This window comes from Nonomuraea endophytica, from assembly GCF_014203235.1.
Lineage (GTDB): Bacteria > Actinomycetota > Actinomycetes > Streptosporangiales > Streptosporangiaceae > Nonomuraea > Nonomuraea endophytica.
Genome location: NZ_JACHIN010000004.1, coordinates 360,040 through 381,116, shown reverse-complemented (window position 1 = coordinate 381,116; position 21,077 = coordinate 360,040). Strand labels below are relative to the sequence as shown.

Annotated in this window: 19 protein-coding genes; 12 read left to right on the top strand and 7 right to left on the bottom strand. The window is 71.1% G+C overall.

Going from position 1 to position 21,077, the window contains the following annotated elements; translation table 11 throughout:
• The first annotated feature begins 12 nt into the window (after window positions 1-12).
• The 3 genes from HNR40_RS17360 to HNR40_RS17350 are packed head-to-tail and all read left to right on the top strand — an operon-like array spanning window position 13 to window position 3,461.
• Entirely contained in the window at window positions 13-1,584 is a 1,572-nt protein-coding gene (locus tag HNR40_RS17360; RefSeq protein WP_184962390.1) for a class I adenylate-forming enzyme family protein, read from the top strand.
• Complete coding sequence (locus HNR40_RS17355; RefSeq protein WP_184962388.1) at window positions 1,581-2,750, top strand: acetyl-CoA acetyltransferase; 1,170 nt, start codon at window positions 1,581-1,583, stop codon at window positions 2,748-2,750. The genes HNR40_RS17360 and HNR40_RS17355 overlap by 4 nt, the downstream gene beginning before the upstream one ends.
• Window positions 2,751-2,789: 39 nt before the next feature.
• Window positions 2,790-3,461 carry an SRPBCC family protein gene (locus tag HNR40_RS17350; protein WP_184962386.1) on the top strand — a complete coding sequence of 224 codons (672 nt, stop codon included), beginning with the start codon at window positions 2,790-2,792 and terminating at the stop codon, window positions 3,459-3,461.
• Window positions 3,462-3,517: 56 nt separating this feature from the next.
• Here HNR40_RS17350 and HNR40_RS17345 read toward each other — a convergent pair whose 3' ends face one another.
• From HNR40_RS17345 to HNR40_RS17330, 4 genes are all read right to left on the bottom strand, one after another.
• A complete protein-coding gene (locus tag HNR40_RS17345) occupies window positions 3,518-5,680 on the bottom strand; it encodes a choice-of-anchor J domain-containing protein (RefSeq protein WP_184962384.1) in 2,163 nt (720 codons plus the stop codon).
• 103 nt (window positions 5,681-5,783) lie between these two features.
• A complete protein-coding gene (locus tag HNR40_RS17340) occupies window positions 5,784-6,326 on the bottom strand; it encodes an OmpA family protein (protein WP_184962382.1) in 543 nt (180 codons plus the stop codon).
• Window positions 6,310-6,864, bottom strand: coding sequence for a hypothetical protein (locus HNR40_RS17335; RefSeq protein WP_184962380.1), 555 nt, complete (start codon window positions 6,862-6,864; stop codon window positions 6,310-6,312). Before HNR40_RS17335 ends, HNR40_RS17340 begins: the two co-directional genes overlap by 17 nt.
• A 54-nt stretch (window positions 6,865-6,918) precedes the next feature.
• Entirely contained in the window at window positions 6,919-7,989 is a 1,071-nt protein-coding gene (locus tag HNR40_RS17330; RefSeq protein ID WP_221340485.1) for a class I SAM-dependent methyltransferase, read from the bottom strand.
• A gap of 61 nt (window positions 7,990-8,050) precedes the next feature.
• Between HNR40_RS17330 and HNR40_RS17325 the strand changes: the two genes are divergently transcribed.
• Entirely contained in the window at window positions 8,051-9,019 is a 969-nt protein-coding gene (locus HNR40_RS17325) for an aldo/keto reductase (protein WP_184962376.1), read from the top strand.
• Between the two features lie 45 nt (window positions 9,020-9,064).
• Here HNR40_RS17325 and HNR40_RS17320 read toward each other — a convergent pair whose 3' ends face one another.
• Window positions 9,065-11,515 (bottom strand): M14 family zinc carboxypeptidase, encoded by a 2,451-nt coding sequence (locus HNR40_RS17320; RefSeq protein ID WP_221340484.1) that lies wholly within the window; start codon window positions 11,513-11,515, stop codon window positions 9,065-9,067.
• A 70-nt stretch (window positions 11,516-11,585) separates the two neighbouring features.
• Here HNR40_RS17320 and polX point away from each other — a divergent pair, with 70 nt between their 5' ends.
• The gene (gene polX / locus HNR40_RS17315; protein ID WP_184962372.1) at window positions 11,586-13,274 is read left to right on the top strand and encodes a DNA polymerase/3'-5' exonuclease PolX; all 1,689 of its coding nucleotides are present in this window, start codon (window positions 11,586-11,588) and stop codon (window positions 13,272-13,274) included.
• 33 nt (window positions 13,275-13,307) lie between these two features.
• Here polX and HNR40_RS17310 read toward each other — a convergent pair whose 3' ends face one another.
• Complete coding sequence (locus HNR40_RS17310) at window positions 13,308-14,558, bottom strand: alpha/beta hydrolase family protein (protein ID WP_184962370.1); 1,251 nt, start codon at window positions 14,556-14,558, stop codon at window positions 13,308-13,310.
• A gap of 200 nt (window positions 14,559-14,758) precedes the next feature.
• Between HNR40_RS17310 and HNR40_RS57210 the strand changes: the two genes are divergently transcribed.
• The 6 genes from HNR40_RS57210 to HNR40_RS17280 all read left to right on the top strand — a co-directional run bounded on the left by HNR40_RS57210 (window position 14,759) and on the right by HNR40_RS17280 (window position 19,741).
• Complete coding sequence (locus tag HNR40_RS57210) at window positions 14,759-16,159, top strand: sensor histidine kinase (RefSeq protein WP_312896393.1); 1,401 nt, start codon at window positions 14,759-14,761, stop codon at window positions 16,157-16,159.
• 5 nt (window positions 16,160-16,164) lie between these two features.
• Window positions 16,165-16,830 (top strand): response regulator, encoded by a 666-nt coding sequence (locus HNR40_RS17300; protein WP_312896420.1) that lies wholly within the window; start codon window positions 16,165-16,167, stop codon window positions 16,828-16,830.
• Between the two features lie 65 nt (window positions 16,831-16,895).
• Window positions 16,896-17,279: a TetR/AcrR family transcriptional regulator gene (locus HNR40_RS56335; protein ID WP_221340483.1), complete on the top strand. Its 384-nt coding sequence runs from the start codon at window positions 16,896-16,898 to the stop codon at window positions 17,277-17,279.
• 9 nt (window positions 17,280-17,288) lie between these two features.
• On the top strand, window positions 17,289-17,990 hold the full coding sequence (locus HNR40_RS17290; RefSeq protein WP_221340482.1) for a TetR/AcrR family transcriptional regulator C-terminal domain-containing protein: 702 nt from the start codon (window positions 17,289-17,291) through the stop codon (window positions 17,988-17,990).
• Between the two features lie 56 nt (window positions 17,991-18,046).
• Entirely contained in the window at window positions 18,047-19,036 is a 990-nt protein-coding gene (locus tag HNR40_RS17285) for an NAD(P)-dependent alcohol dehydrogenase (RefSeq protein ID WP_184962366.1), read from the top strand.
• Between the two features lie 15 nt (window positions 19,037-19,051).
• A complete protein-coding gene (locus HNR40_RS17280) occupies window positions 19,052-19,741 on the top strand; it encodes an NAD(P)-dependent oxidoreductase (protein ID WP_184962364.1) in 690 nt (229 codons plus the stop codon).
• Here the strand turns inward: HNR40_RS17280 and HNR40_RS17275 are convergent.
• A complete protein-coding gene (locus HNR40_RS17275; RefSeq protein WP_184962362.1) occupies window positions 19,738-20,493 on the bottom strand; it encodes an SDR family oxidoreductase in 756 nt (251 codons plus the stop codon). The two genes, HNR40_RS17280 and HNR40_RS17275, sit on opposite strands and share 4 nt — an antisense overlap.
• 82 nt (window positions 20,494-20,575) lie before the next feature.
• Between HNR40_RS17275 and HNR40_RS17270 the strand changes: the two genes are divergently transcribed.
• Window positions 20,576-21,049: an RrF2 family transcriptional regulator gene (locus tag HNR40_RS17270; RefSeq protein ID WP_184962360.1), complete on the top strand. Its 474-nt coding sequence runs from the start codon at window positions 20,576-20,578 to the stop codon at window positions 21,047-21,049.
• Window positions 21,050-21,077 lie beyond the last annotated feature (28 nt).

Here is a 21,077-nt window from a genome sequence, read left to right as displayed (position 1 = left end):
TGGGGAGTCGCGATGACGCATTCCGCCGACCGGATCGCCCGCTACGTCGCCGCGGGCTGGTGGACAGAAGACACCATTGACCAGCTCCTCCGCGTCCACGTGGCGGCCCGCCCCGGCGTGCTCGCGATCGTGGACCCGCTCGACAAGACCACCCATCTCGACGGCCCGATCAAGCGCCTGACCTGGGCCGAGCTCGAGGCGGACGTCGACAGGGTCGCCGGCGTCCTGCACGCCCGCGGCGTCGGCCCCGGCGACGTGGTGGCCGTCCAGCTGCCCAACAGCGTCGAGCTGGCGGTCACCTTCCTCGCCGTCGTCCGGCTCGGCGCGAGCGTCACGCCGTTCCCCGTCCAGTACCGCGAATACGAGCTGGCCCAGCTCCTCCCGCTGTCCGGCGCGGCCCTGCTCGTCACCGGCCGGGACTCGCGCGCCCCCGCCGGCACCCCCACGCTGTCGTGGCCCGCCGACCTCGAAGGCGCCGACGCTCCCGCGCCGCCGCCGCGCACGGCCGCCCCGGCCGAACAGGTGACGATCTGCTGGACCTCCGGCACCGAGGCCACCCCCAAGGGCGTGCCGCGCTGCCACTACGACTGGCTCGCGGTCGAGTCCGTCTGTACGGCCGCGCCCGCCCTCACCGCCGGCGACGTGATACTCAACCCGTTCCCCATGGTCAACATGGCCGGCATCGGCGGCGTCTTCCTGCCCTGGCTGCGCTCCGGCGCCGTGCTGGTGCAGCACCACCCCTTCGACCTGCCCACCTACCTGGCCCAGATCGCCGCCGAACGTGTCACCTACACCCTGGCCCCGCCCGCGCTGCTCACCCTGCTGCTGCACCAGGAGGCGATCCTCGCCAGGGCCGACATCTCCTCGCTGACCAGGATCGGCTCCGGCTCCGCGCCGCTGCCGCCGCCGATGGTCCGCGGCTGGCAGGAGAAACACGGCATCGCGATCATCAACTTCTTCGGCTCCAACGAGGGCGTCGCGCTGCTGTCGGACCCCGCCCACATGCCCGACCCCGAGACCCGCGCCCGCTACTTCCCCCGCCCGGGCGCACCCGGGGCGCCCGTGCTGCTGGACCGGGTCAGCACCAAGCTCGTCACCCCCGACGGCCGGGAGATCACCGAGCCCGGAGTCCCTGGCGAGCTGCGGCTCAGCGGCCCCACCGTCTTCGCCGGCTACCTGCCCGGCACCGCGGTGGCGGAGCCGTTCGACGAGGACGGCTATCTCAGGACCGGCGACCTGTTCGAGATCGCCGGCGAGCACGGCCAGTACCTGCGCTACGTCGACCGGGCCAAGGACATCATCATCCGCGGCGGCATGAACATCGCCCCCGCCGAGCTGGAGGGGCTGCTGGCCGGGCACCCGGCGGTGGCGGAGTCCGCGGTGGCCGGTTATCCCGACGACGTGCTCGGCGAGAAGGTCTGCGCGGTCGTCGTCCCCAAGGGCGAGATCTCGCTGGAGTCCGTCGTCGCGTTCCTGCGCGACAAGGGCATCGCCTCCTACAAGCTGCCCGAACGGCTGGAGATCGTCGAGGCGCTGCCCAGAAGCCCGGTCGGCAAGATCCTCAAGAGGGAGCTGAAGCTGTGATCCGCGTGCTCGGCGGCTACCAGACCGACTTCGCCCGCTCCGGCGTCAGCCTGTACGACATGATGCGCGAGGCCTCGCTCGGCGCGCTGGAGTCGGCGGGCGTGGCCGCGCGGGAGGTCGAGGTCGCGCACGTCGGCAACCTGGCCGGCGAGCTGTTCGCCGGCCAGGCCCACCTCGGCGGCATGGTCGCCGCCATCGACCCGGCCTGGTCCATGCTGCCCACCTCCCGCCACGAGGCCGCGTGCGCCTCCGGCTCGATGGCGGTGCTGGCCGCGATGGCCGACCTGGAGGCCGGTCGCTACGACGTGGCGCTGGTCGTCGGCGTCGAGCTCATGCGCAACGTCGGCGCCAAGGAGGCCGCCCAGCACCTCGGCTGCGCGGCCTGGGCCGGCCGCGAGGGGCAGGGCGCTGACTTCCCGTGGCCGGCGCTGTTCGCCGAGATCGCCGACGAGGTTGACGTCCGCTACGGCCTCGCCCACGAGCACCTCGCCCGCATCGCCGAGATCAACCACGGCAACGCCCTGCGCAACCCGCTCGCCCAGGCGCGCTCCTGGACCTTCCCCGACGGCTGCTTCGGCGCCGACAACTTGCTCAACCCGCTGGTCGAGGGACGGCTGCGCAAGTACGACTGCGGTCGCATCACCGACGGCGCCGCCGCCGTCGTCCTGGCCTCCGACCGGTACGGCAGGCCCGGCCCGGCCATCTCCGGCTGGGGCCACAGGACGGCGCCGATGCTGCTCAAGGACAAGCTGGCCACGCGCGAGTCGTACCTCTTCCCCCATCTGCGCCGCGCCGTGCTCGACACCTACGAGCGGGCCGGGCTGCGCGGCCCGGACGACGTGGACGTGATCGAGACCCACGACTGCTTCACGATCACCGAGTACGTGGCGCTCGACCACCTCGGGCTCACGCCGCCCGGCGAGTCGTGGCGGGCCGTGGAGTCGGGGGCGATCGAGTTCGGCGGCTCGCTGCCGGTCAACCCGTCGGGCGGGCTCATCGGGCTCGGCCATCCCGTCGGCGCCACCGGGGTGCGCATGCTGCACGACGCCGCCCGGCAGGTGTCGGGCGGGGCGGGGGAGTGCCAGGTGGAGGGCGCGCGCACCGCGCTGACCCTCAACATCGGCGGCAGTTGCACCACGGTCGCGCTGTTCGCGGTCACGGCCTGAAGGCGTTAGGGCTCGCCGCCATCGGGCAGGGGCGAGCTCATGAGCAGCATCGAGTATTCAGTAGACGTCACGGTCCCCGTCAGGGTGGCCTATAACCAGTGGACGCAGTTCGAGACGTTCCCCGAGTTCATGGAAGGGGTGGAGTCGGTCAAACAGCTCACCGACACGCGCAACGCGTGGCTGGCGGAGATCGCCGGGGTCAAGCGGGAGTTCGAGACCGAGATCACCGAGCAGCACCCGGACGAGCGCATCGCCTGGCGCTCCGTCGACCGGCCGCACCAGGCCGGTGTCGTCACCTTTCACCGGCTCGACGACACCACGACCAGGGTCACGCTGCAGATGGAGTACGACCCGGAGGGCTTCGTCGAGACCGCCGGCGACTGGCTGCAGCTCGTGCGGATGCGTGTCCAGGGCGACATGCGGCGCTTCAAGGAGTACATCGAGGCACGCGGCGACGAGACCGGCGCGTGGCGCGGCGACGTGCCGTATCCGCACAGCACCGACACCCCGCAGACGCCGGGCGACCAGCAGACGCCGGGCGGACGGCAGATGCAGGGTAGCCCGCAGATGCCGGGCAATCCGCAGATGCCGGGCAACCCGCACGACCCGGGTATCCCGCCCACGCCGGGAACTCCGCACGTCCCCGGCAACCCCGGCGACCGGCCGCCGCCCGGGACGGGCTTCCCGCGTTCGCCGGAGCCGGGTCTGTAGCCCGTCCATCCGCCCTCGGCCCCCTTCCCGGTCAGGGAAGGGGGCTTTCGCGTGGGTCAGCCGCCGGGCTGGGTCACGCCGTTGATCTTGAGGGTGTAGGGCGCGTACTGCTGGACCTGCTCGCCCGGGTCGTCGACCGCCACGATGGCGGCCACCTTCGGGAACGGAGCCAGCAGCGCGAGCTGTAGCCGGTTGAGGCTGAAGGCGAACTTGTCGTCCACCTCCGTGTACAGGGCCACCGACCGCTTGCCGTCATACCCGATGAGCCGGACGTTCCAGCTGTCGATCGCGATCGGCCTGACCTCGGTGACCGAGTCGAACGGGTCGAGGCTGGAGCCGTCGCTCACCGCGGCGCCGCCCACGGCGATGTCGTCGAGCTTGAGACCGCCCTCGTTGACGCCGCCGTCGCTGATGTAGCGGAAGTTGACGAGGATCTCCTGCCCGGCGTACGCGGCCAGGTCGAAGGTGTGCGGTTCGAAGCCGGTCGTGGTGCCGTTCAGGCCGGGCCCGAGCGGCGCCTCCGTCGTCTTGTCACCGGCGATCGGGGTGTAGGTGGCCCCGCCGTCGGTGGACACCATCACGTACGCGTAGTCGTACCCGGTCTCGGCCCCGTACTTGGCCAGGAAGCGCAGCGTCGGGTCGGCGGCCGGGACGGTCACCTTGGTGACGGCCGTGGCGTCGAGGTTGTTGCGGTTGCCGGACCAGATGACCGGGTTGCCGGGGCGGTCGGCGTCGTCGCTGACGACGGTCCACTGCAGCGGCGCGGGCGGCAGCGACCGTACCCCCTCGAAGGAGAGCGAGCGCAGGTCGCGCCCGCGCAGCTCCTTGCCGGCGGCGTCGCGCAGGGCGAGGTAGTCGGCGCCGTTGGGCGCCGCGCCGGGGGTGGCGTGGGAGTCGGGGTTGGCGAAGTTGACGCTGGAGCGCAGGTTCGCCGCGGTGACCCGCTTCTTGGGCACGCCGATCACGACGCCGTGCCGGGACTCGCCCACGATGCCGTCGAGCAGCGTCATCGACTGGTAGTCGTGGATGACCTGGTAGAGGTTGTTCTGTCCCTCGGTGGCGAGCTGCGCGGTGACGCTCTCGAGGCCGCGCTTGGCGTCGTTGTGGAGCCTGGTGAGGATGTCGGCGCCGTAGCGGTCGGCCAGGTAGAGCATGAAGGCGTAGGCGTTGCCGTAGTCGGCCAGCACGTCGCCGCCGGTGTTGCCCTCGCCCCACAGCGTCAGCGAGTTCTCCGGGCCGCCGCAGTCGCGGACGTTGGGGTTGGCGGGCGTCTGCACGGTGGCCCAGCCCTGCTGGCAGATCAGGTGGCTGTCCCAGCCCTTCTCGTGCACGGTCTTGAGGCTGTCGGAGTACCCGGTCAGGTACATGGCGTAGTCCGACAGGCCCTCGTTGATCCAGTTACCTTCGAAGGAGTCCGTGTAGTACATCTGCAGGTGCTGCCACTCGTGCGCGAACGTGCCCTCGTAGGAGTTGGGGCGGGCCGGGCGGCTGGTGCAGGGGTCGGACGTGGGCTCGTCCGGCGGGTTGACCCCGGTGCGGTGGGCCCAGTCGAAGGCGTCGATCGTCATGACGTTGCGGTCGGTGGCCTCGTTGAGCGCGCCGGAGAAGAATCCCGCGGTGTAGGTGGTGTTCGCGGGGAAGTCGTAGAAGTTCGAGTCGCGCACGTTGTCGACCAGCGCGACGGTGTTGTCGCCGTCGCCGGTGAAGTCCCTGGGCACCTGGGAGGCGGTGCCGTCGCGGTCCGGCGGGGTGCTGAAGGCCGCCGTCTCCTTCGGATACATGTTGGTGTCGAACTCGCTGATCATCCGGGCCACGTTGGCGTCGGTGATCGTGACGGAGCTGGCCGGGCGGCAGTCGCCGGCGGGGAAGGCGAGGTCGTTGGCGACCCACACCTCGATCTTGTTCCCGACGCCGCGCAGCGTGAAGTCCTTCAGGTACCAGCCGGTGTTGTCGTCGCTGGCGAACCACTGCCGGACCGTTCCGACGGGCGGTGTGGGGGCGGCGGACCGCGCCGTGGCGGCCGCCTTCCGGGTGTAGGTGGCCGGCATCTCGTAGGTGGCGCCGTCCACCACCATCCGGGCGCTGGTCTTGGCGCCGGCGACCATGTCGCCCGGTGGCGCGGCCCCGGGCGTCGCCGCCGCGCCCGCGGGCGCCGCGACGATCAGGAGAGGGAGGGTGAGTACGGTGGCGGCTAAGCCGATGAGGCGGCTGCGAGCCATAAAAGGGTTCCCTTCACATACCTCGGTTGACAGTAGGTACCTAAAGGGCATTTACCGGCTGGATCAAGTGGAGTAGTTGCCAAGAAGCCTCGGCGTTATTGGCTCATTCGCCGACGTTGAATATGATCTCCACGCGCCGGTTCTTGGCCCGGTTTTCCTCGATCGCCTGGCCTCCGACCTGGTTGGGCAGCTTCGGCTTGGTCTCGCCGAAGCCCTTCGCCTGGAAGGCGACGCCCCGGCCTTTCAGCGCGGCCTCGAGCACTCGCTGTACGGCTTGCGCGCGTCGCTGCGACAGGGCCAGGTTGTAGGCGTCGGCGCCCTGGTCGTCGGTGTGGCCCTCGACGCTCACCGGACCCGAGCCGATCTTGGCGGCGACGGCCGCGACGCGCTGCCGGGCCTTGGCGCTCAGCGTGTGCTTGTCCAGGGCGAACAGCACGTCGCTGGTCAGCGCCACGGTGACGGTCTGCCCGCGTTTCGACTCGCTCTGGCTGCCGTCCAGCGACTCGACCTCGGCCAGCAGGTCCTCCACGGGCGCGACCAGGTCCTCGACCGGGGCGGGGACGGGCTCGGCCAGGGCGGGCCCGCCGTACAGGACCAGGGCGGCGGCGAGGGCCACGGCGGCCAGCCGCTCAGGAGATCGGGACATCGGTCAGCCCGCCGAGCTCGCCCAGGGTGATGTTGACCTTCCCGACCTCGGGCGGCGGCGCGGCGTAGGTCGCCTGGAACGACAGCTTGCCGCCGGTCTGCACGGTGGTGGCGTCGGTCTCGGTGCAGGCGCAGGTCCCCTCGGGGCCCTGGCTCATGGCGGCGCGGTAGCGCTTGGCGTTCTGGACGTCGATGAGCGAGACGTTGGAGACGGTGTAGTCGGTGTTGTGCCGGCCCATCTTGGTGCCGACGCTCCAGTGCTCGCCCTTCTCCACGGTCAGCGTCCAGCTCAGCGTGGCCATCTTGCCCTCGCGGCGCAGCTCGGTGACCTCGACCTTGAGCACGGCCTGGTCGTCGTTGACGCGGCGGGTGGCGATCATGCCCTCGCCCTGCGGCGCGGCCGTCTGCCCTGCGGAGGCCGACGCCGAGGCCGTCTTCGGCGGGGCCGCCACCTTCTCCTCTCCGCCGCCTCCCTGGGTCAGTCCGCAACCGGTCAGCGCCGTGGCCAGGAAGGCTACGGCGAACATGTGCTGTTTCATGAGCCAACACCCTAGAAGGCCCATGTTCAGGATCCGCATAGTGGTGCGGGTCTGCTAGAGCTCACGGGCCTTCTGCTCGGCGCCCCACCGCTCCAGCGCCTCCTGGTCGGCGAAGGCGAGCGCGCGCATCATGTTCCCGCCGTCGCTGGCCCGGATCCGCGTCACCAGCCGCCGCCGTAGCTTCGCGGGCAGCGCTGTGGTGCCCGCCTCGACCGCGTCGCCGAAGTGGGGCGCGAAGGCCACCCCGGAGAATCCGGTACGGCGCAGCAGCACCGGCAGCGTGGCCGAGGAGTAGAACATCAGGTGGTTCTTGGTGAAGCCGCTCCAGCGCGAGCCGTACGCCTTGAGCAGCAGGGAATTGGCGTTGACGGTCAGCACCAGCAGGACCCCGCCCGGCGCCAGCAGCCGGCGGAAGCGCGCGAAGTCGTCGAGCGGGCGCGGCAGGTGGGCCAGCACCGACCAGAGCGTGATGACGTCGAACCCGCCCGCGGCGATCTCCGGCACGTCCTCGGGGTCGCCCAGGTGGGCGCGGGCGGTGCGGAGCGTGGCGTTGGCCCGTTCCACGGAGTCGGGCGAGAGGTCGACGCCGACCGCGTCGAAGCCGAGCTCCTCGGCCAGGCCCAGGAAGAGCCCGGCGCCGCAGCCGAAGTCGAGCAGCCTGCGGCCCTTGCCGTCCTCGAACACGGGGGAGAACGCCTTCATCGTCAGCTCGTAGCGGCGCCGGCGCTGGGCGGCGTACTTGCCGGTCAGGAAGGAGCTGTAGGAGCCGGCGTACAGGTCGCCGAGGTGCTCGGGGCGGACGTTCGGGTTGCGGTAGAGGAAACCGCAGGCCGGGCAGCGCACCACCCGGTAACGCCAGCCCTTGCCGCCGGTCGGCTCGAACAGCGGCTGCTGGCGCTCCTCGCCGCACAGCGTGCAGGCCAGGAACTCCTCGATCTCGCCGAGCGGCACCGACCCGGAGTAGTCGGGCAGCGAGGTCACGGGCGCACGGCGCAGCCTCAGCCGCCACTGCGCCTCGCGGATCACCCGCTCACCCGGTCGTACGTAAGCACGCTGGCCGTGCGGCAACCGGTCGTAGCGGGAGCCGTAGAGAATCCGCACCAGCATTCCGCGGGGTGTCACCATTTCCGGGTCTTACCCCTGGCCCATCCGTCCTCACGTAATGCCCCGCCATAAGCTGGCTTGCATGGAATATTCGCGTCTGGGAAACACCGGTCTTCAGGTCTCGCGCATCTGCCTCGGCATGATGAGTTACGGCGATCCCGAGAAGATGGAATGGACCCTGCCGGAGGAACAGGCCGAGCCGCTCGTCCGGCGCGCCGCCGACGCGGGGATCACCTTCTTCGACACCGCGGACGTCTACAGCGCCGGCGCCAGCGAGGTCATCACCGGCAACGTGCTGCGCCGGATCTTCCCCCGCCGCGAGGACTACGTGCTGGCCACCAAGGTCTACTTCCCGATGGGCAAGGCGCGCAACGACCGCGGGCTGTCGCGCAAGCACGTCATGGCCGCGATCGACGCCTCACTCGAGCGCCTCGGCACCGACTACGTGGACCTCTACCAGATCCACCGCTGGGACGACGAGACGCCGATCGAGGAGACCATGCTGGCCCTGCACGACGTCGTCCGCTCCGGCAAGGCCCGCTACATCGGCGCCTCCAGCATGTACGCCTGGCAGTTCGCCAAGGCCCAGCACGTGGCCGAGATCAACGGGTGGACGAAGTTCGTCTCCATGCAGAACCACTACAACCTGCTCTACCGCGAGGAGGAGCGGGAGATGCTGCCGCTCTGCGCCGACCAGGGCGTGGGCGTCATCCCCTGGAGCCCGCTGGCCCGCGGCGTCCTGGCCAGGGCCGGAACGGCGCAGCAGACCGCCAGGCAGGGCACCGACGAGCGCATCGACTTCCTGTACGAGCCGGAGAACGACCAAGTGGTCCTGGACCGGGTCGCCCAGGTGGCCAGGGAGCGCGAGCTGCCGGCTGCGCAGGTGGCGCTGGCCTGGCTGCTGGGGCGTACCGGGGTGACCGCGCCGATCGTGGGCGCCACCAAGGACCGGCACGTCGACGACGCCGCGGCGGCGGTCGGCGTGGAGCTGACCGAGAAGGAAGTCGCGTTCCTGAGCGAGGCCTACACCCCTCGCGAGGTGCGCATGTGAGCGCCTGGGCCGGGCGCCATCGCGACGACCGGCCCACGCGTCATCTCACTGGGACGTGCTGTACAGGGCCCGCGCGACCTGCGCGAACAGCCCCTTCGGATGGTTGCGGAACATCGGCTCGGTGCCGAACAGCACCACCCGCGCCCCGCGCTCGTCCTGGCCGCTGACGACCGCCGCCTGACCCTTGGCGGCGTCCTGGCCGCCGGAGCCGTCCTGGTTCGGGCGCCAGTGCCCGGACACGAACGCGTCGTAGGTCTGCTCGGCCTTCACCTCCGGACCCAGCCCGGTGAACCAGCGTGGCGAGTACACGAACCCGTGCTCGCCCGAGGCCATCCTGACCACGCCGTTGGCGTCGCCGCGCCCGGCCACCGAGGTGACGGTCAGGAGTCCGGCGGCGGCGTTGAAGTTCGCGCCGGTGCCGCCTCTGGTGACGACGCCGCCCTTGGCCAGGAAGGCGTCGAGCGCCGCCTTGGCCGCCGGGTTGAGCGCGGTGTAGGACAGGCCGCTGGAGACGTACAGGACGTCCACGGTGTTCCAGTCGAACCCGGCGTTGGCCAGGGTCGTGGAGACCGGCGTGACCGTGAAGCCCATCTCGCGCAGCGTGAACAGCTCGTCGGCCGAGGCCGCCGCGGCGATCCTGACCGGGGCGAGTTTGGGGCCGCTCGCCGTACCGGCCCGGGAGAAGCGCACGCCGTAGCGCTGGGCGACCTCGCGGGCGGCGGCGCGCGCCGAGCGGGGCAGCGTGGCGGTGTCGCCCGCCCAGGTGACCTCGACGCCGCGGGCGAGCAGCGCGTTGATCGCCTGCGCGTCGCGGCCGTCGGCGACCTTGAGCGCGAGCGTGCCGTCACCGTGCGGGACGTAGCCGGTGGAAGCCGCGGAACGGACCGGCTCCGCGAACACCCGCAGGTCGCGCACGGAGGTGACGCCCGCGCCCCAGAGCAGGGCGTGGCTCCAGCCCGAGATGTCGTACATGGCGTCGACGCGCGGGCTGATGTCCGCGCCGGGCTCCAGCATCACGTTGGCCAGGCCGCGCTTGGGCTGGCGCATGTCCACCACGTACGTGCCGGACGGGTAGAAGCGGCCGCCCGCGTGGAAGGGCAGGATCGCCCGCTCCACCTCCACGTCGTTGGCGATCAGGTGGTCCACCAGCCGGGCCGCGGCCGGGGTGCCCTCGGGGATCACGTAGCCGCGCGGGTAGGTGGTGGTGTAGACGTCCTCGGGGCCGAAGCCGGGCACGATGCCCAGCGGGACCGTCCTGGCCGGCTCGCCCGCCGCACCCCGGCGGAAGACCTCGGTCTGGTCGGCGATCAGCTTGTCGTGGTTGGCCAGGACGTGGCTGTAGGTGGCGCGCACGGCCGCGGCTGCCACGTCGGTGTTGATCCTGGAACGGCGGCGCAGCTCCTCGACCGGCAGGTTGGTGTAGTCGGAGCCGTTGACGCGCAGCGGGATCTCCACCGTGTGCGCGGCGACCGCGCCGTGGAAGGGCGCGTATTGCGGGGTGAAGATCGGGGGCCAGTCGTCCCAGCCCTCCTCGGAGTCGCGGAAGGGGATCTGGACGGGGAAGACGCCGTCCTTCTCCGGCGTGTAGCCGAGGCCGTTGACGCCCGTCTCCATGCCGAGGCCGTTGGCGTAGGTGTTGGTGATGAACAGGTCGTACTCGTAGTTGGCGCCGTGGGGCGGGGTGGTCGGCTCGATCAGCGTGCCGTTGACGTAGCCGTGCAGGTCGAGCATGGCGACCGGCTGCGTGTCGATCATGATCTGCCGCATGGCCCTGGCCTCGGGCTGGGAGGCGGTGATCATGTCGCGGTTGAGGTCGAAGCCGTTGCCGTTGGGGCGCTGGCCGAGGACTCTGCCGTCGGGGTTGGCGGTGATGTTGAAGTACAGGCGGGTGCGCTTGAGCAGGGTGGCCGCCTGCGGGCTGGTGGCCAGCTCCTCGATCACCCGCAGGGAGGCGTCGGTGCCCTCCCACTCGTTGCCGTGGATGTTGCCGTTGATGAAGATCGGCGTTTTATAGCGATTTTTCGGGACTTTTCTTCCGGATTCGATCTGCTGGCGCAGGCGTTCCTGCTCGCGGACCTCGGCCGGGCTCTCCGGCGCGGTGACCGTCACGAAGTAGAGGTCGCGCCCGCCCGCCGAGCGGCCGAGCACCTCGGCGCTCACGCGGTCGCCGAGCGCCTGCAGCGCGTTCAGCTTCGCCGCGATGGCGTGGTGCGGGACCAGGCCCAGCTTGATCGAGGCGTCCGCGGGGTTCTCCGGCGGGAGGGGGAGCTGGTTCTTGCGGGGGTAGCCCCTGGTCTTGTCGTGGTGGTACGGCGCGGCCGCCTGGGCCTTCAGCGCCGTGGCCGCATCCTCGACCAGGGCGGCTTCTTCGTTGCGCTCGGGGCCGTTGCCGAAGTCCCTGACCGCCGGGGGCGGCGTGGGGACGGGGGCGGCGGCAGCCGTACCGGCTGGCAGGAGGAGGACCGATAACAGGGCTAACAGGGTGGTTCTGCGCATGGTCGAGCGTGACATGTCCGGGGGCGACATGGCGAGAGGAAATGTCGGCCCCACCTCCTAAGCTGTGCACATGGCACGGGCAAATGAGCAGGCGGCGGCCGCCCTTCAGGAATACGCAGAGCTGTTCGCGCTGACCGGGGGCGACGCCTTCCGGGTACGCAGCTACCAGAAGGCGGTCAAGGCGATCGCCGGCTTCCCCGAGGACATCGCGCAGGTCGACGTCCGCAAGGTGCCGGGTGTGGGCGAGGCGATCGCGCTGAAGATCGAGGAGTTCCTGGAGCGCGGCAGCTTCCGGCAGCTCGACGCCCTGCGCGCGAAGGTGCCCGACGGCGTGCGCCGCCTGACCAGCGTGCCGACGCTGGGGCCGAAGACGGCCATCATGCTGTTCGAGGACTTCGGCATCGACTCGCCCGCCGCGCTCGCCGAGGCGATCACCGCCGGTCGCCTCGACGGGGTCAAGGGTCTCGGGCCGAAGACGCTGGCCAACCTGGCCAAGGGCATCGAGCAGATGGAGCAGGCCGGGCGGCGGGTGCACGTCGGCGTCGCGATGTCGCTGGCCGAGCAGGTGATCGCATCGCTGTCCGACCTGGCCACGCGCATCGACTACGCGGGCTCGCTGCGCCGGATGAAGGACACGATCGGCGACATCGACATCCTCGCGGTGGCGCCGGTCGAGATCATGGAGCGCTTCCGCGCGCAGCCGTACGTGGCCGAGGTCATCGCGGCGGGCGACAAGAAGACCTCCATCCGCACCACGGCGGGCGTCCAGGTGGACCTGCGCGTGGTCCCGGAGGAGTCGTGGGGCGCCGCGATGCAATATTTCACCGGCTCCAAGGAGCACAACGTCACCATCCGCGAGATCGCGGTGAAGAAGGGCTGGAAGCTCTCCGAATATGGGCTGTTCGAGGGCGAGCGGGTCCTGGCCGCCGCCACGGAGCAGGACATCTACACCGCGCTCGGCATGCAGTTCGTGCCGCCGCCCATGCGCGAGGACGGCGGCGAGGTGAAGCTGGCCCTGAAGGGCGAGCTCCCGGCCCTGGTCGAGCTGGGCGACCTGAAGGGCGACCTGCACACCCACACCAACCTGACCGACGGCATCGCCTCGCTGGAGGAGATGGTCGCCGCCGCGCACGCACTCGGCTATTCCTACTACGCCATCACCGACCACGCCCCCGACCTGACCATGCAGCGCATGACGCTGGAGAAGGCGCTGGAGCAGCGCGAGCAGATCAGGAAGCTGCAGGAGTCCTATCCGGGGATGCGGCTGCTCCACGGCAGCGAGCTCAACATCGCGCCCGACGGCTCGGTCGACTGGCCGGAGGACGTCCTGGCCGGGTTCGACGTCTGCGTGGCCTCGGTCCACTCCCACTTCACGCAGTCGCGCGAGGAGATGACCCGCCGGTTCATCGCCGCCTGCGAAAACCCTTACGTGGACGTCATCGGGCATCCGACCACGCGTAAGATCGGCAAGCGCCAGCCGGTGGAGGCCGACTGGGACGCCGTGTTCGCCGCCGCCGCGCGCACCGGCACGGTCATGGAGATCGACGCCTACCCGGACCGCAGCGACCTTCCCTCCGATCTGGTCCGGCTGGCCAAGCACCATGGGGTGAAGTTCTCCATCGACAGCGACTCGCATGCCGTACCCCATCTGAAGAACCAGCGTTTCGGCGTCGGCATCGCCCAGCGCGCCTGGCTGACGACCGACGACGTGGTCAACACCTGGCCGGTGGAGCGTCTCCTCGCCTACATCCGTCCCTGAAAACCTCCCATCCCACGAGGGGGACGGGGTGTTTCAAGGAGTGACGTGCTTGATCTCCGGATGGCTGGGTGAGGGGCGGTCGAGGAGGGGCTGGGGCTTCTCGCGCAGGTGCAGGTCGAGGAAGGCGCCGACGTAGGTCCTGGTGAGGTCCCAGGAGCGAGGTCCCGGCACCTGGGCGCCGGTGTCGAGCCCGAGCTGCGCGGCCAGCGGCCCCAGGTCGTTGAACGACTCGTGCTGCGCGCCGGTCATCAGCAGCCAGCGCTTCCAGCCGGTCAGGCGCTTCCAGGCCTGTTCCCAGGTGGCGGTCTCGGGGCGGCCGGATCCCGGGGTGTAAGTGTCCGGCTTGCCGAGGAACATGAACGGCCGCGCGAGATCGGCGTCCGGGATGTTCGGCGGGACCGTGCCGTCGATGTCGATCCCGGCGCGGATCCTGCCGTCCTTCGCCATCGCGGCGAGGCCGCTCGCGCCGCCCAGGGAGTGGCCCGCCATCGCGACCCTGGACCGGTCGATCAGCGCGGCGCCCTTCCACGTGCCCTTGCCGGTCAGCCGGTCGATCACGAACGAGACGTCGGCCGCCCGCCCCTTGGCCGCCTTGGTGAAGGTCGATGGGTCGCGCTCGCCCTCACAGGGCACGCAGGTGGTGACCCGCCCGTCGGGGAATTGCGTGGCGACGCTCTCGTAGGTGTGGTCGATGCCGGCCACCACGTAGCCCCGGCTGGCCAGGTCCTCGGCGATGGCGGACAGCGTGGCCCGGGGCTTCTTGAACCCGGGCGAGAGCACCACGAGCGGCAGGCCGCGCTTACGTCCGCGCGGCTTCGCGTCGGTGTAGGCGTTGGTGCGTGTGGTGGCGAGGACGCCGGGCGGCACGCCGGTGATCCCGCCGTCCTTGAGCAGCAGCGCCGACTCCTTCGCCGTCATGTACGGCGCCCGCTTGCCCTTCGACGTGGCCGGATACCAGACCGAGACCATGAGCTCCCGCATCTTGACCGAGGGCACCCAGGGGTCGGGGCGGGAGGTGTCCTTGAGGTGGAGGGACGTGACGCCGACCACCCGCGAGCCGGTCGGCTTGGGCAGGTGGGGCGCCGGTTTCGACAGGTGTGGCGCGGCGGGCTTGGGCAGGTGGGGCGTCGCCTTGCTTGGGAGGTGTGGAGCAGCGGCCGGTCTGGGCAGGTGGGGCGTGGCCTTGTTGGGGAGGTGTTGTGGCGGGGTGGCGGAGGCCGGGGTGGCGGCGGGTGACAGCAGGCTTGCGACGGTCACCAAACTGCCCAGGGCCAGACGATGCATGAAGTATCCCCGTTTCTCGTATGAAGTGAGGACGACGCTAGGGGCGGGGGAGCGGCGGGCGCGTCGGCCGTGACGGGGATGTCGGCTACCTCCCGGGGATGATCCGCCGGGATGTCATCCCTGCGATGTACGTCTGCCGGACCACCGCCCCGGTCACTCCGGACGATGCGGCATAGCCGGGCAAACGCGACAATACGCAGGTGACAGCTGATGAACCGCGGCTCTGGTGGCAGCACGTGCGCGGCATGGTGCGCCCTGAGGCACCGGCCGCCCGGCCGTCCCGCGCGGCGCTCGTCACCGATCTCCTGCTCGCGATCGCCCTGACGGTCGTGGCGGTGTTCGCGACGATGAGCCTGGACGACGCCGACCGTGGTGCCGTGCCCCATCCGGTCTCGGACCTGCTCCGCCTTCGCCATGATCCATCGGCTCAGCCCGCCGTTCCGGCGGCGACACAGTCGCTTCCCATAGCGCCACCGACCCCACCGACAACCCCCAGACCACCGACCCTGCCGGAACTGCCGACGACCCCCAAGCCGCCAACCCCGCCGAGTGGGGTGCCGCCGGTGGTGCCCGCTTCTGACGGGGACGCCGGTCTGTCGGTGTTGCTGGTGGTGCTCGGCACGCTGCCGCTGGCCGCCCGGCGCCGGTTCCCGCTCGCCACCTTCTGGGCCGTGGTGCTCGCGACCCTGGCGATGGACGGGGGAGAGACCTGGATCACCGTCGTGGCCTGCGCCATCGCCGCCTACAGTGCGCTCGCGCACAGCCGCCACCGGGTCGCAGCGGCGGCGGGGCTCCTGCTGGCGGCGGTGCTGGCGGGCGCCGCCGGTGCGGACATCGTGCCGAGCCTGCCGAGCTGGCTGGGGCCGTACGTGGTGCTGCTCAGCGCGGGCGCGCTCGCGGTGTTCGTGCGGTTCTGGCAGCGCAACCGCGAGCGGCTCGACGCGCTGCGACGGGACCGGGACGAGGCCACGCGCAGGGCGGTCCAGGCCGAGCGCTCGCGGATCGCGGGAGAACTGCACGACGTGGTGACCCACAATGTGAGCGTGATGGTGATTCAGGCCGGGGCCGCGCGCAAGGTGATGGACGCGCATCCCGAGCAGTCGAAGCAGGCCCTGGTGGCGATCGAGGCCAGCGGCCGGGCCGCCATGGCCGAGCTGCGCAACGTGATGGGCCTGCTCGCCGCCTCCGAGGAGCGTCCCGGCGGGCTCGAGCCGCAGCCGGGAATCGACCAGCTCGACGGCCTCATCGAGCGGGTACGCGCCGCCGGTCTCCAGGTGGAGGCCAGGGTCGAGGCCGGGCTCCAGCCGTTGCCTCCGGGTGTGGACCTGGCGGTCTACCGGGTCGTACAGGAGGCGCTGACGAACACGATGAAGCACGCGGCGGGCGCGGCGGCCACCGTCACGGTCGGCCGCGCGGGTGACTTCCTGGAGGTCGAGGTCGGCGACACCGGCGGCGAACCGGCCGCCGGGTCGGGCACCGGCCAGGGCCGCGGCCTCATCGGGCTGCGCGAGCGGCTCGCCCTGTACGGCGGGACCCTGGAGACCACCCGCGCGCCGGACGGCTACCGGCTCAGGGCCCGCATCCCCTGGACCGCCGCGTGACCCCGGTGCCGCTGCGCGCGGTCATCGTCGACGACCAGGCGCTGGTGCGGACCGGGTTCAGGATGATCCTGACGGCCGACGGCATCGAGGTGGTGGCCGAGGCCGCGGACGGGGCCGAGGCGGTCGCCGCGGTCCGGCGCACCAGGCCGGACGTGGTGCTCATGGACATCCGCATGCCGGGGACCGACGGCATCGAGGCCACCCGGCAGATCGTGAGCGGCGGCGCCGACGACACCCGGGTGCTCATCCTGACCACCTACGACCTCGACCACTACGTCTACGCCGCGCTCACCGCCGGAGCCAGCGGCTTCCTGCTCAAGGACGTCACCCCCGAGCACCTGGTGGCCTCGGTCCGCCTGGTCCGCTCCGGCGACGCGCTGCTCGCGCCCACGATCACCCGCCGTCTGGTGGAGCGCTTCGCCCGCCGCGACGACGCCCGCGCGGTCCTGCACCGCGACCTGTCCGGCCTGACCTCGCGCGAGCTGGAGGTCCTGCGCCTGCTGGCGACCGGCCTGAGCAACGCCGAACTGGCCGACCGGCTGACGCTCAGCGCGACCACGGTGAAGACGCACGTGGCCCGCATCCTGTCCAAGCTCGGCCTGCGTGACCGCGTGCAGGCGGTCGTGCTCGCGTACGAGACCGGCCTGATCTCCCCGGGCGGCCACGACTAGCGTCACCAGCTGACGGGAGCCGGTGCAGGCCGTAGATGCTGCCGGCCGAGGCACTGGTGGACGCCGTGTCCGAAGGCCAGGTGGCCGCCGGCCTCGCGGGTGACGGTGGGCAGCACGAACATGCGCACTCCTTCTCTCGCGCCGCCGAGGCCGGGGTCGAGGTGCCGATGGTCTACTACTTCTTCGGTAGCAAGGAGAAGCTGTTCGCCGTGCCGGAACACCCGCCGCAGCAGCTCGGGCGCCTCCTCGACGACGCCGAACTGAGCCTCGAACTCGTGCTGACCCACCTCATGGGGCTGGTGATCGCCCGCTACCAGCTCGGCCTGGAGCGCATCGCCGCCGCCGACCGCGAGACCCTGGTCTCCTGGTACGCCCCCCGCCGTGCAGCGTTACCTCAGCCCCACCGGCTAGCGAGGCCGCCTGGACTGCGCCTTACGGTGTACGGGTAAAGTGCTGGGGTGCCTCTTTGGATCGACGACGAAGCCGATGAGCGGCCCCGTGTCCCGCTGAGCCGCAGACGGGTGCTGCGCGCCGCCGTCGAGCTGGCCGATCAGGCCGGGCTCGACGCGCTGACGATGCGGCGGGTGGCTCAGGAGCTCGGGGTGGAGCCGATGTCGCTCTACCACCATGTCGCCAACAAGGAGGCGATCCTCGACGGGGTCGTCGAGATGGTGATCGGGGAGATCCTCGGCGCGGTCGAGGGCGAAGAGGGTCCGGATCCGGCCGGTGACTGGCAGGCGGCGTTGCGGTGGCGGATTCTCGCCGCGCGCGAGGTGTTGCTGCGGCACAAGTGGGCGCCGGGCGTGATCCAGACGCGCTCGTCGATCAGCGAGGCGGCGATCGCCTACTACGAGGGCGTGCTCGGGATCCTGCGGGCGGGCGGGTTCACCTACGATCTGGCGCACCACGCTCTGCACGCGCTGGGCAGCCGGGCGATGGGGTTCACCCAGGAGATGTTCGAGCCGGACAATCCGGACGACGACATGGACCCGGCGATGCTGGAACAGATGGGTATGAAATATCCGCATCTGGCCGGGATGATGGCGGCGATCGCCCACGAAGCCCCCGAGACCACGCTGAGCTGGTGCGATGACAACACGGAGTTCTCGTTCGCGCTCGATCTGATCCTTGAAGGACTGGAGCGCCGCCGGCTCGGCTGAGAGCCGTCTCAGGCTGGGACTTGACAACCTTACGTCGTACGGCAACCTTATGACGTATGGCAACCTTACGACGTACGAAGGCTTGGGTCTGGGAGCGGTACGGCTCGCCGGACGTCCTGGCCCTGCGCGAGGTCGACGAGCCCGAGCCAGGGCGCCAGGAGGTACTGGTCCGGGTACGGGCCGCGTCCGTCAATCCCGCCGACTGGCGCCACCTGCGCTCGGACCCGCACCTGGTGCGGCTCTCCGCAGGGCTGCGGCGGCCCAAGCCGGGGTCGATCCTCGGCGCCGACCTGGCCGGGGTCGTCGAGCGGGTGGGGGCCGACGTGCGTGGCCTGGCCGTGGGTGACGAGGTGTTCGGTGATGTACGGCTGGGCGCGTTCGCCGAGGTGGTAGCCGTACCGCAGGAGACGCTCGTCCTGAAGCCCGAGGGGGTGAGCTTCGAGGCGGCGGCGGCCGTGCCCATGGCGGGGCAGACCGCGCTGCGGGCGCTCGACGGGCTCGTGGCCGGGCAGCGGGTGCTGGTCAACGGGGCGTCGGGGGGCATCGGCACCTTCACCGTCCAGCTCGCCAAGGCGCTCGGGGCGCACGTCACCGGCGTGTGCGGCGCCGGCAACGCCGACCTGGTCCGCTCGCTCGGCGCCGACGAGGTCGTGGACTACAACCGCGAGGACTTCACCCGGCCGCTGGAGCCGTACGACCTGCTGGTGGACATGGTCGGCAACCGTTCGCTCAAGGACTTCAGGCGCGCGCTCACGCCGAAGGGCACGCTGGCGCTGGTCGGCGGCCTGTCCTCGGGCGGCGGGCGGGTGCTCGGGCCCCTGGTGCAGGTGGTCAAGGGCATGGTCGTCGGGAAGTTCGTCGGGCAGCGGATCACCGGCGTCTCGTGGACGCCGGGCAAGCAGGCGCTCAACCACCTGGCCGAGCTGCTCGCGGCCAAGGAGATCGTGCCGGTCATCGACCGTGTGTATCCGCTGGCCGAGGTTCCGGAGGCGATCCGGTACGTCGAGAGCCTGCGGGCCCGCGGCAAGGTCGTCATCACCGTCTGACAGGGGGAAACTCGAATGAAGGTCTGTATTGTCGGCGCCTCGGGCAAGCTGGGGCAGTACATGGTGCGGCACGCGCTAGAGCGTGGTTACGAGGTCGTCGGCGTCTGCCGCGAGAAGAGCGTCGGCAAGCTCGACGCCGTCAAGGACCGCATCACCATCATCCCCGGCGACACCAACGACCGCCGGGTCATCGAACGCGCGGTCGCCGGATGCGACGGGGTGCTCACCGTCCTGGCGCCGTGGGGGGTGCGGAACTACTCCAGCGGCACCGCCCAGGCGGTCATGGACTACGCGCGGCCCGGCGCCCGCCTGGTCTTCTCCTGCGGGTGGCACATCACCCGCGACGGCAAGGACGTCTACACCTGGCAGCTGCGCACGTTCGCCGCGGTGTTCGGCGTGCTGGCCCGGTGGATCCGCTTCGCCGACCTGCGCGACCAGGTGGAGGCCTGCCGGCGCATCTTCGCCAGCGACACCCGGTGGACCGTCGTGCGGGGCAGCGACCTGGAGGAGGGCGAGAGCCAGGGGCTGCCGGTGTGGAGCCGGCACGTGGGCGACCCCGTCCTGGCCGGCAACCTCACCCGGCGGGTGGACTTCGCCCTGTTCATGGTGGACGCGCTCACCAACGACGAACTCGTGCACGAGGCGCCCGCGATCGTCGGCCGCGAGACGGCGTCGGCCCGCGCCCACGCACAGCGGCTCGGCTAGCTCACCTCCGGACCCTGACCCGCCAGCCACTCCTCGAACGTGGTCGGCATGATCCGGGCCCCCTCCGCGGGCAGCAGCACGTCGCCCGCCATGTCAGGACCGAAGAGACCCGCCCACGTCGGCACCAGCACGATCTTCTGCCCGCGCGCCGCGTACGTGCGCCGCGCCATGTCGACCAGGTCCTGCTGGTCGGGGCCCGCGATGTCGGTGTACACGCCCTTCGGCTCGCCGGTGGCCACCTCGGCCAGGACGGCGGCCACGTCCGCGGGCGCGATCGGCCGCATGAGCAGCGGGGCGACCGTGGCGACGCCGTCCCGCTCGGCCCAGACCACCGTCGTCGCGGCGAAGTCGTGGAACTGCGTGGCCGGCACGATGGTCCACGGCACGGGGCCCGCCGACACGAGGCGTTCCTGCTCGCGCTTGCCGGCGTAGTGGGCGTTGCCGCCGGTGCGGTGGAGGCCGGCGATCGAGAGCAGCACGTGGTGGCGGACGCCGGCCCGCTGCTCGGCCGCGAGCAGGTTGCCGGTGGCGCCGCCGAAGAACGCCACCGTCTCGGCCTCGTCCATCGCGGGGGCGCTGATGGCGTCGACGACCGCCTCGACGCCGGTCAGCGCCTCGTCCAGGCCCTTGCCGGTGGACAGGTCAACGCCCAGCGAGCGGCTGATGCCGACGACCTCGTGCCCGGCCTTTTCGAGGGCGGCGATGGTGAGGGCGCCGATGTTGCCGGTCGCGCCTGCTACGGCGATGCGCATGATGATCTCTCCTCGTCTCGGTACCGGGGTGACAGTATCACGGACTAAATGGGTCCGTAATATCTCCTATAGACTCGTGGGCGTGAAGTTGCCTGTGAGCACGGAATGGGTCCTGCACTGCGCCACGACGCTGGCCCAGCTCGAACCCGGAGCGAGCGCCTCCACCACCCAGCTCGCCCTGTACTTCGACCTACCCGTGCCCTATCTCGCCAAGCAGCTCAAGGCGCTCGTCAAGGCCGGGCTGCTGACGGCCAGCACGGGGCCCCGGGGCGGGTTCCGGCTGGCGCGGGCGGCTGCCGAGATCACGTTGCTGCAGGTGGTGGAGGCGGTGGACGGGACGTCTTCGCCGTACGAGTGCCGGGAGATCCGGCAGCGGGGGCGGGGGGCGCTGCCGCCGGAGGAGTGCCGGACCCCGTGCGTCCTGGCCGTCAAGATGGCCGAGGCACACCAGGCCTGGCGCCGGAACCTCGCCGCCACCACCCTGGCCGACATCCTCACCGACATCCCCGCCACCGCCCCAGCCCGCACCCGCCACCGCCTCACCACCCTCAGCTGACCTCGCGCCACCCCAGCGCACGCTGTCT

Coding starts and splice junctions, on each gene's coding strand:
- HNR40_RS17340 (WP_184962382.1), bottom strand. CDS start 6,326: ATGTCCCGATCTCCTGAGCGGCTGGCCGCCGTGGCCCTCGCCGCCGCC.
- HNR40_RS17320 (WP_221340484.1), bottom strand. CDS start 11,515: ATGCGCAGAACCACCCTGTTAGCCCTGTTATCGGTCCTCCTCCTGCCA.
- HNR40_RS17345 (WP_184962384.1), bottom strand. CDS start 5,680: ATGGCTCGCAGCCGCCTCATCGGCTTAGCCGCCACCGTACTCACCCTC.
- HNR40_RS17310 (WP_184962370.1), bottom strand. CDS start 14,558: ATGCATCGTCTGGCCCTGGGCAGTTTGGTGACCGTCGCAAGCCTGCTG.
- HNR40_RS17280 (WP_184962364.1), top strand. CDS start 19,052: ATGAAGGTCTGTATTGTCGGCGCCTCGGGCAAGCTGGGGCAGTACATG.
- HNR40_RS17275 (WP_184962362.1), bottom strand. CDS start 20,493: ATGCGCATCGCCGTAGCAGGCGCGACCGGCAACATCGGCGCCCTCACC.
- polX (WP_184962372.1), top strand. CDS start 11,586: ATGGCACGGGCAAATGAGCAGGCGGCGGCCGCCCTTCAGGAATACGCA.
- HNR40_RS17335 (WP_184962380.1), bottom strand. CDS start 6,864: ATGAAACAGCACATGTTCGCCGTAGCCTTCCTGGCCACGGCGCTGACC.
- HNR40_RS17285 (WP_184962366.1), top strand. CDS start 18,047: ATGGCAACCTTACGACGTACGAAGGCTTGGGTCTGGGAGCGGTACGGC.
- HNR40_RS17330 (WP_221340485.1), bottom strand. CDS start 7,989: ATGGTGACACCCCGCGGAATGCTGGTGCGGATTCTCTACGGCTCCCGC.
- HNR40_RS17325 (WP_184962376.1), top strand. CDS start 8,051: ATGGAATATTCGCGTCTGGGAAACACCGGTCTTCAGGTCTCGCGCATC.
- HNR40_RS17360 (WP_184962390.1), top strand. CDS start 13: ATGACGCATTCCGCCGACCGGATCGCCCGCTACGTCGCCGCGGGCTGG.
- HNR40_RS17350 (WP_184962386.1), top strand. CDS start 2,790: ATGAGCAGCATCGAGTATTCAGTAGACGTCACGGTCCCCGTCAGGGTG.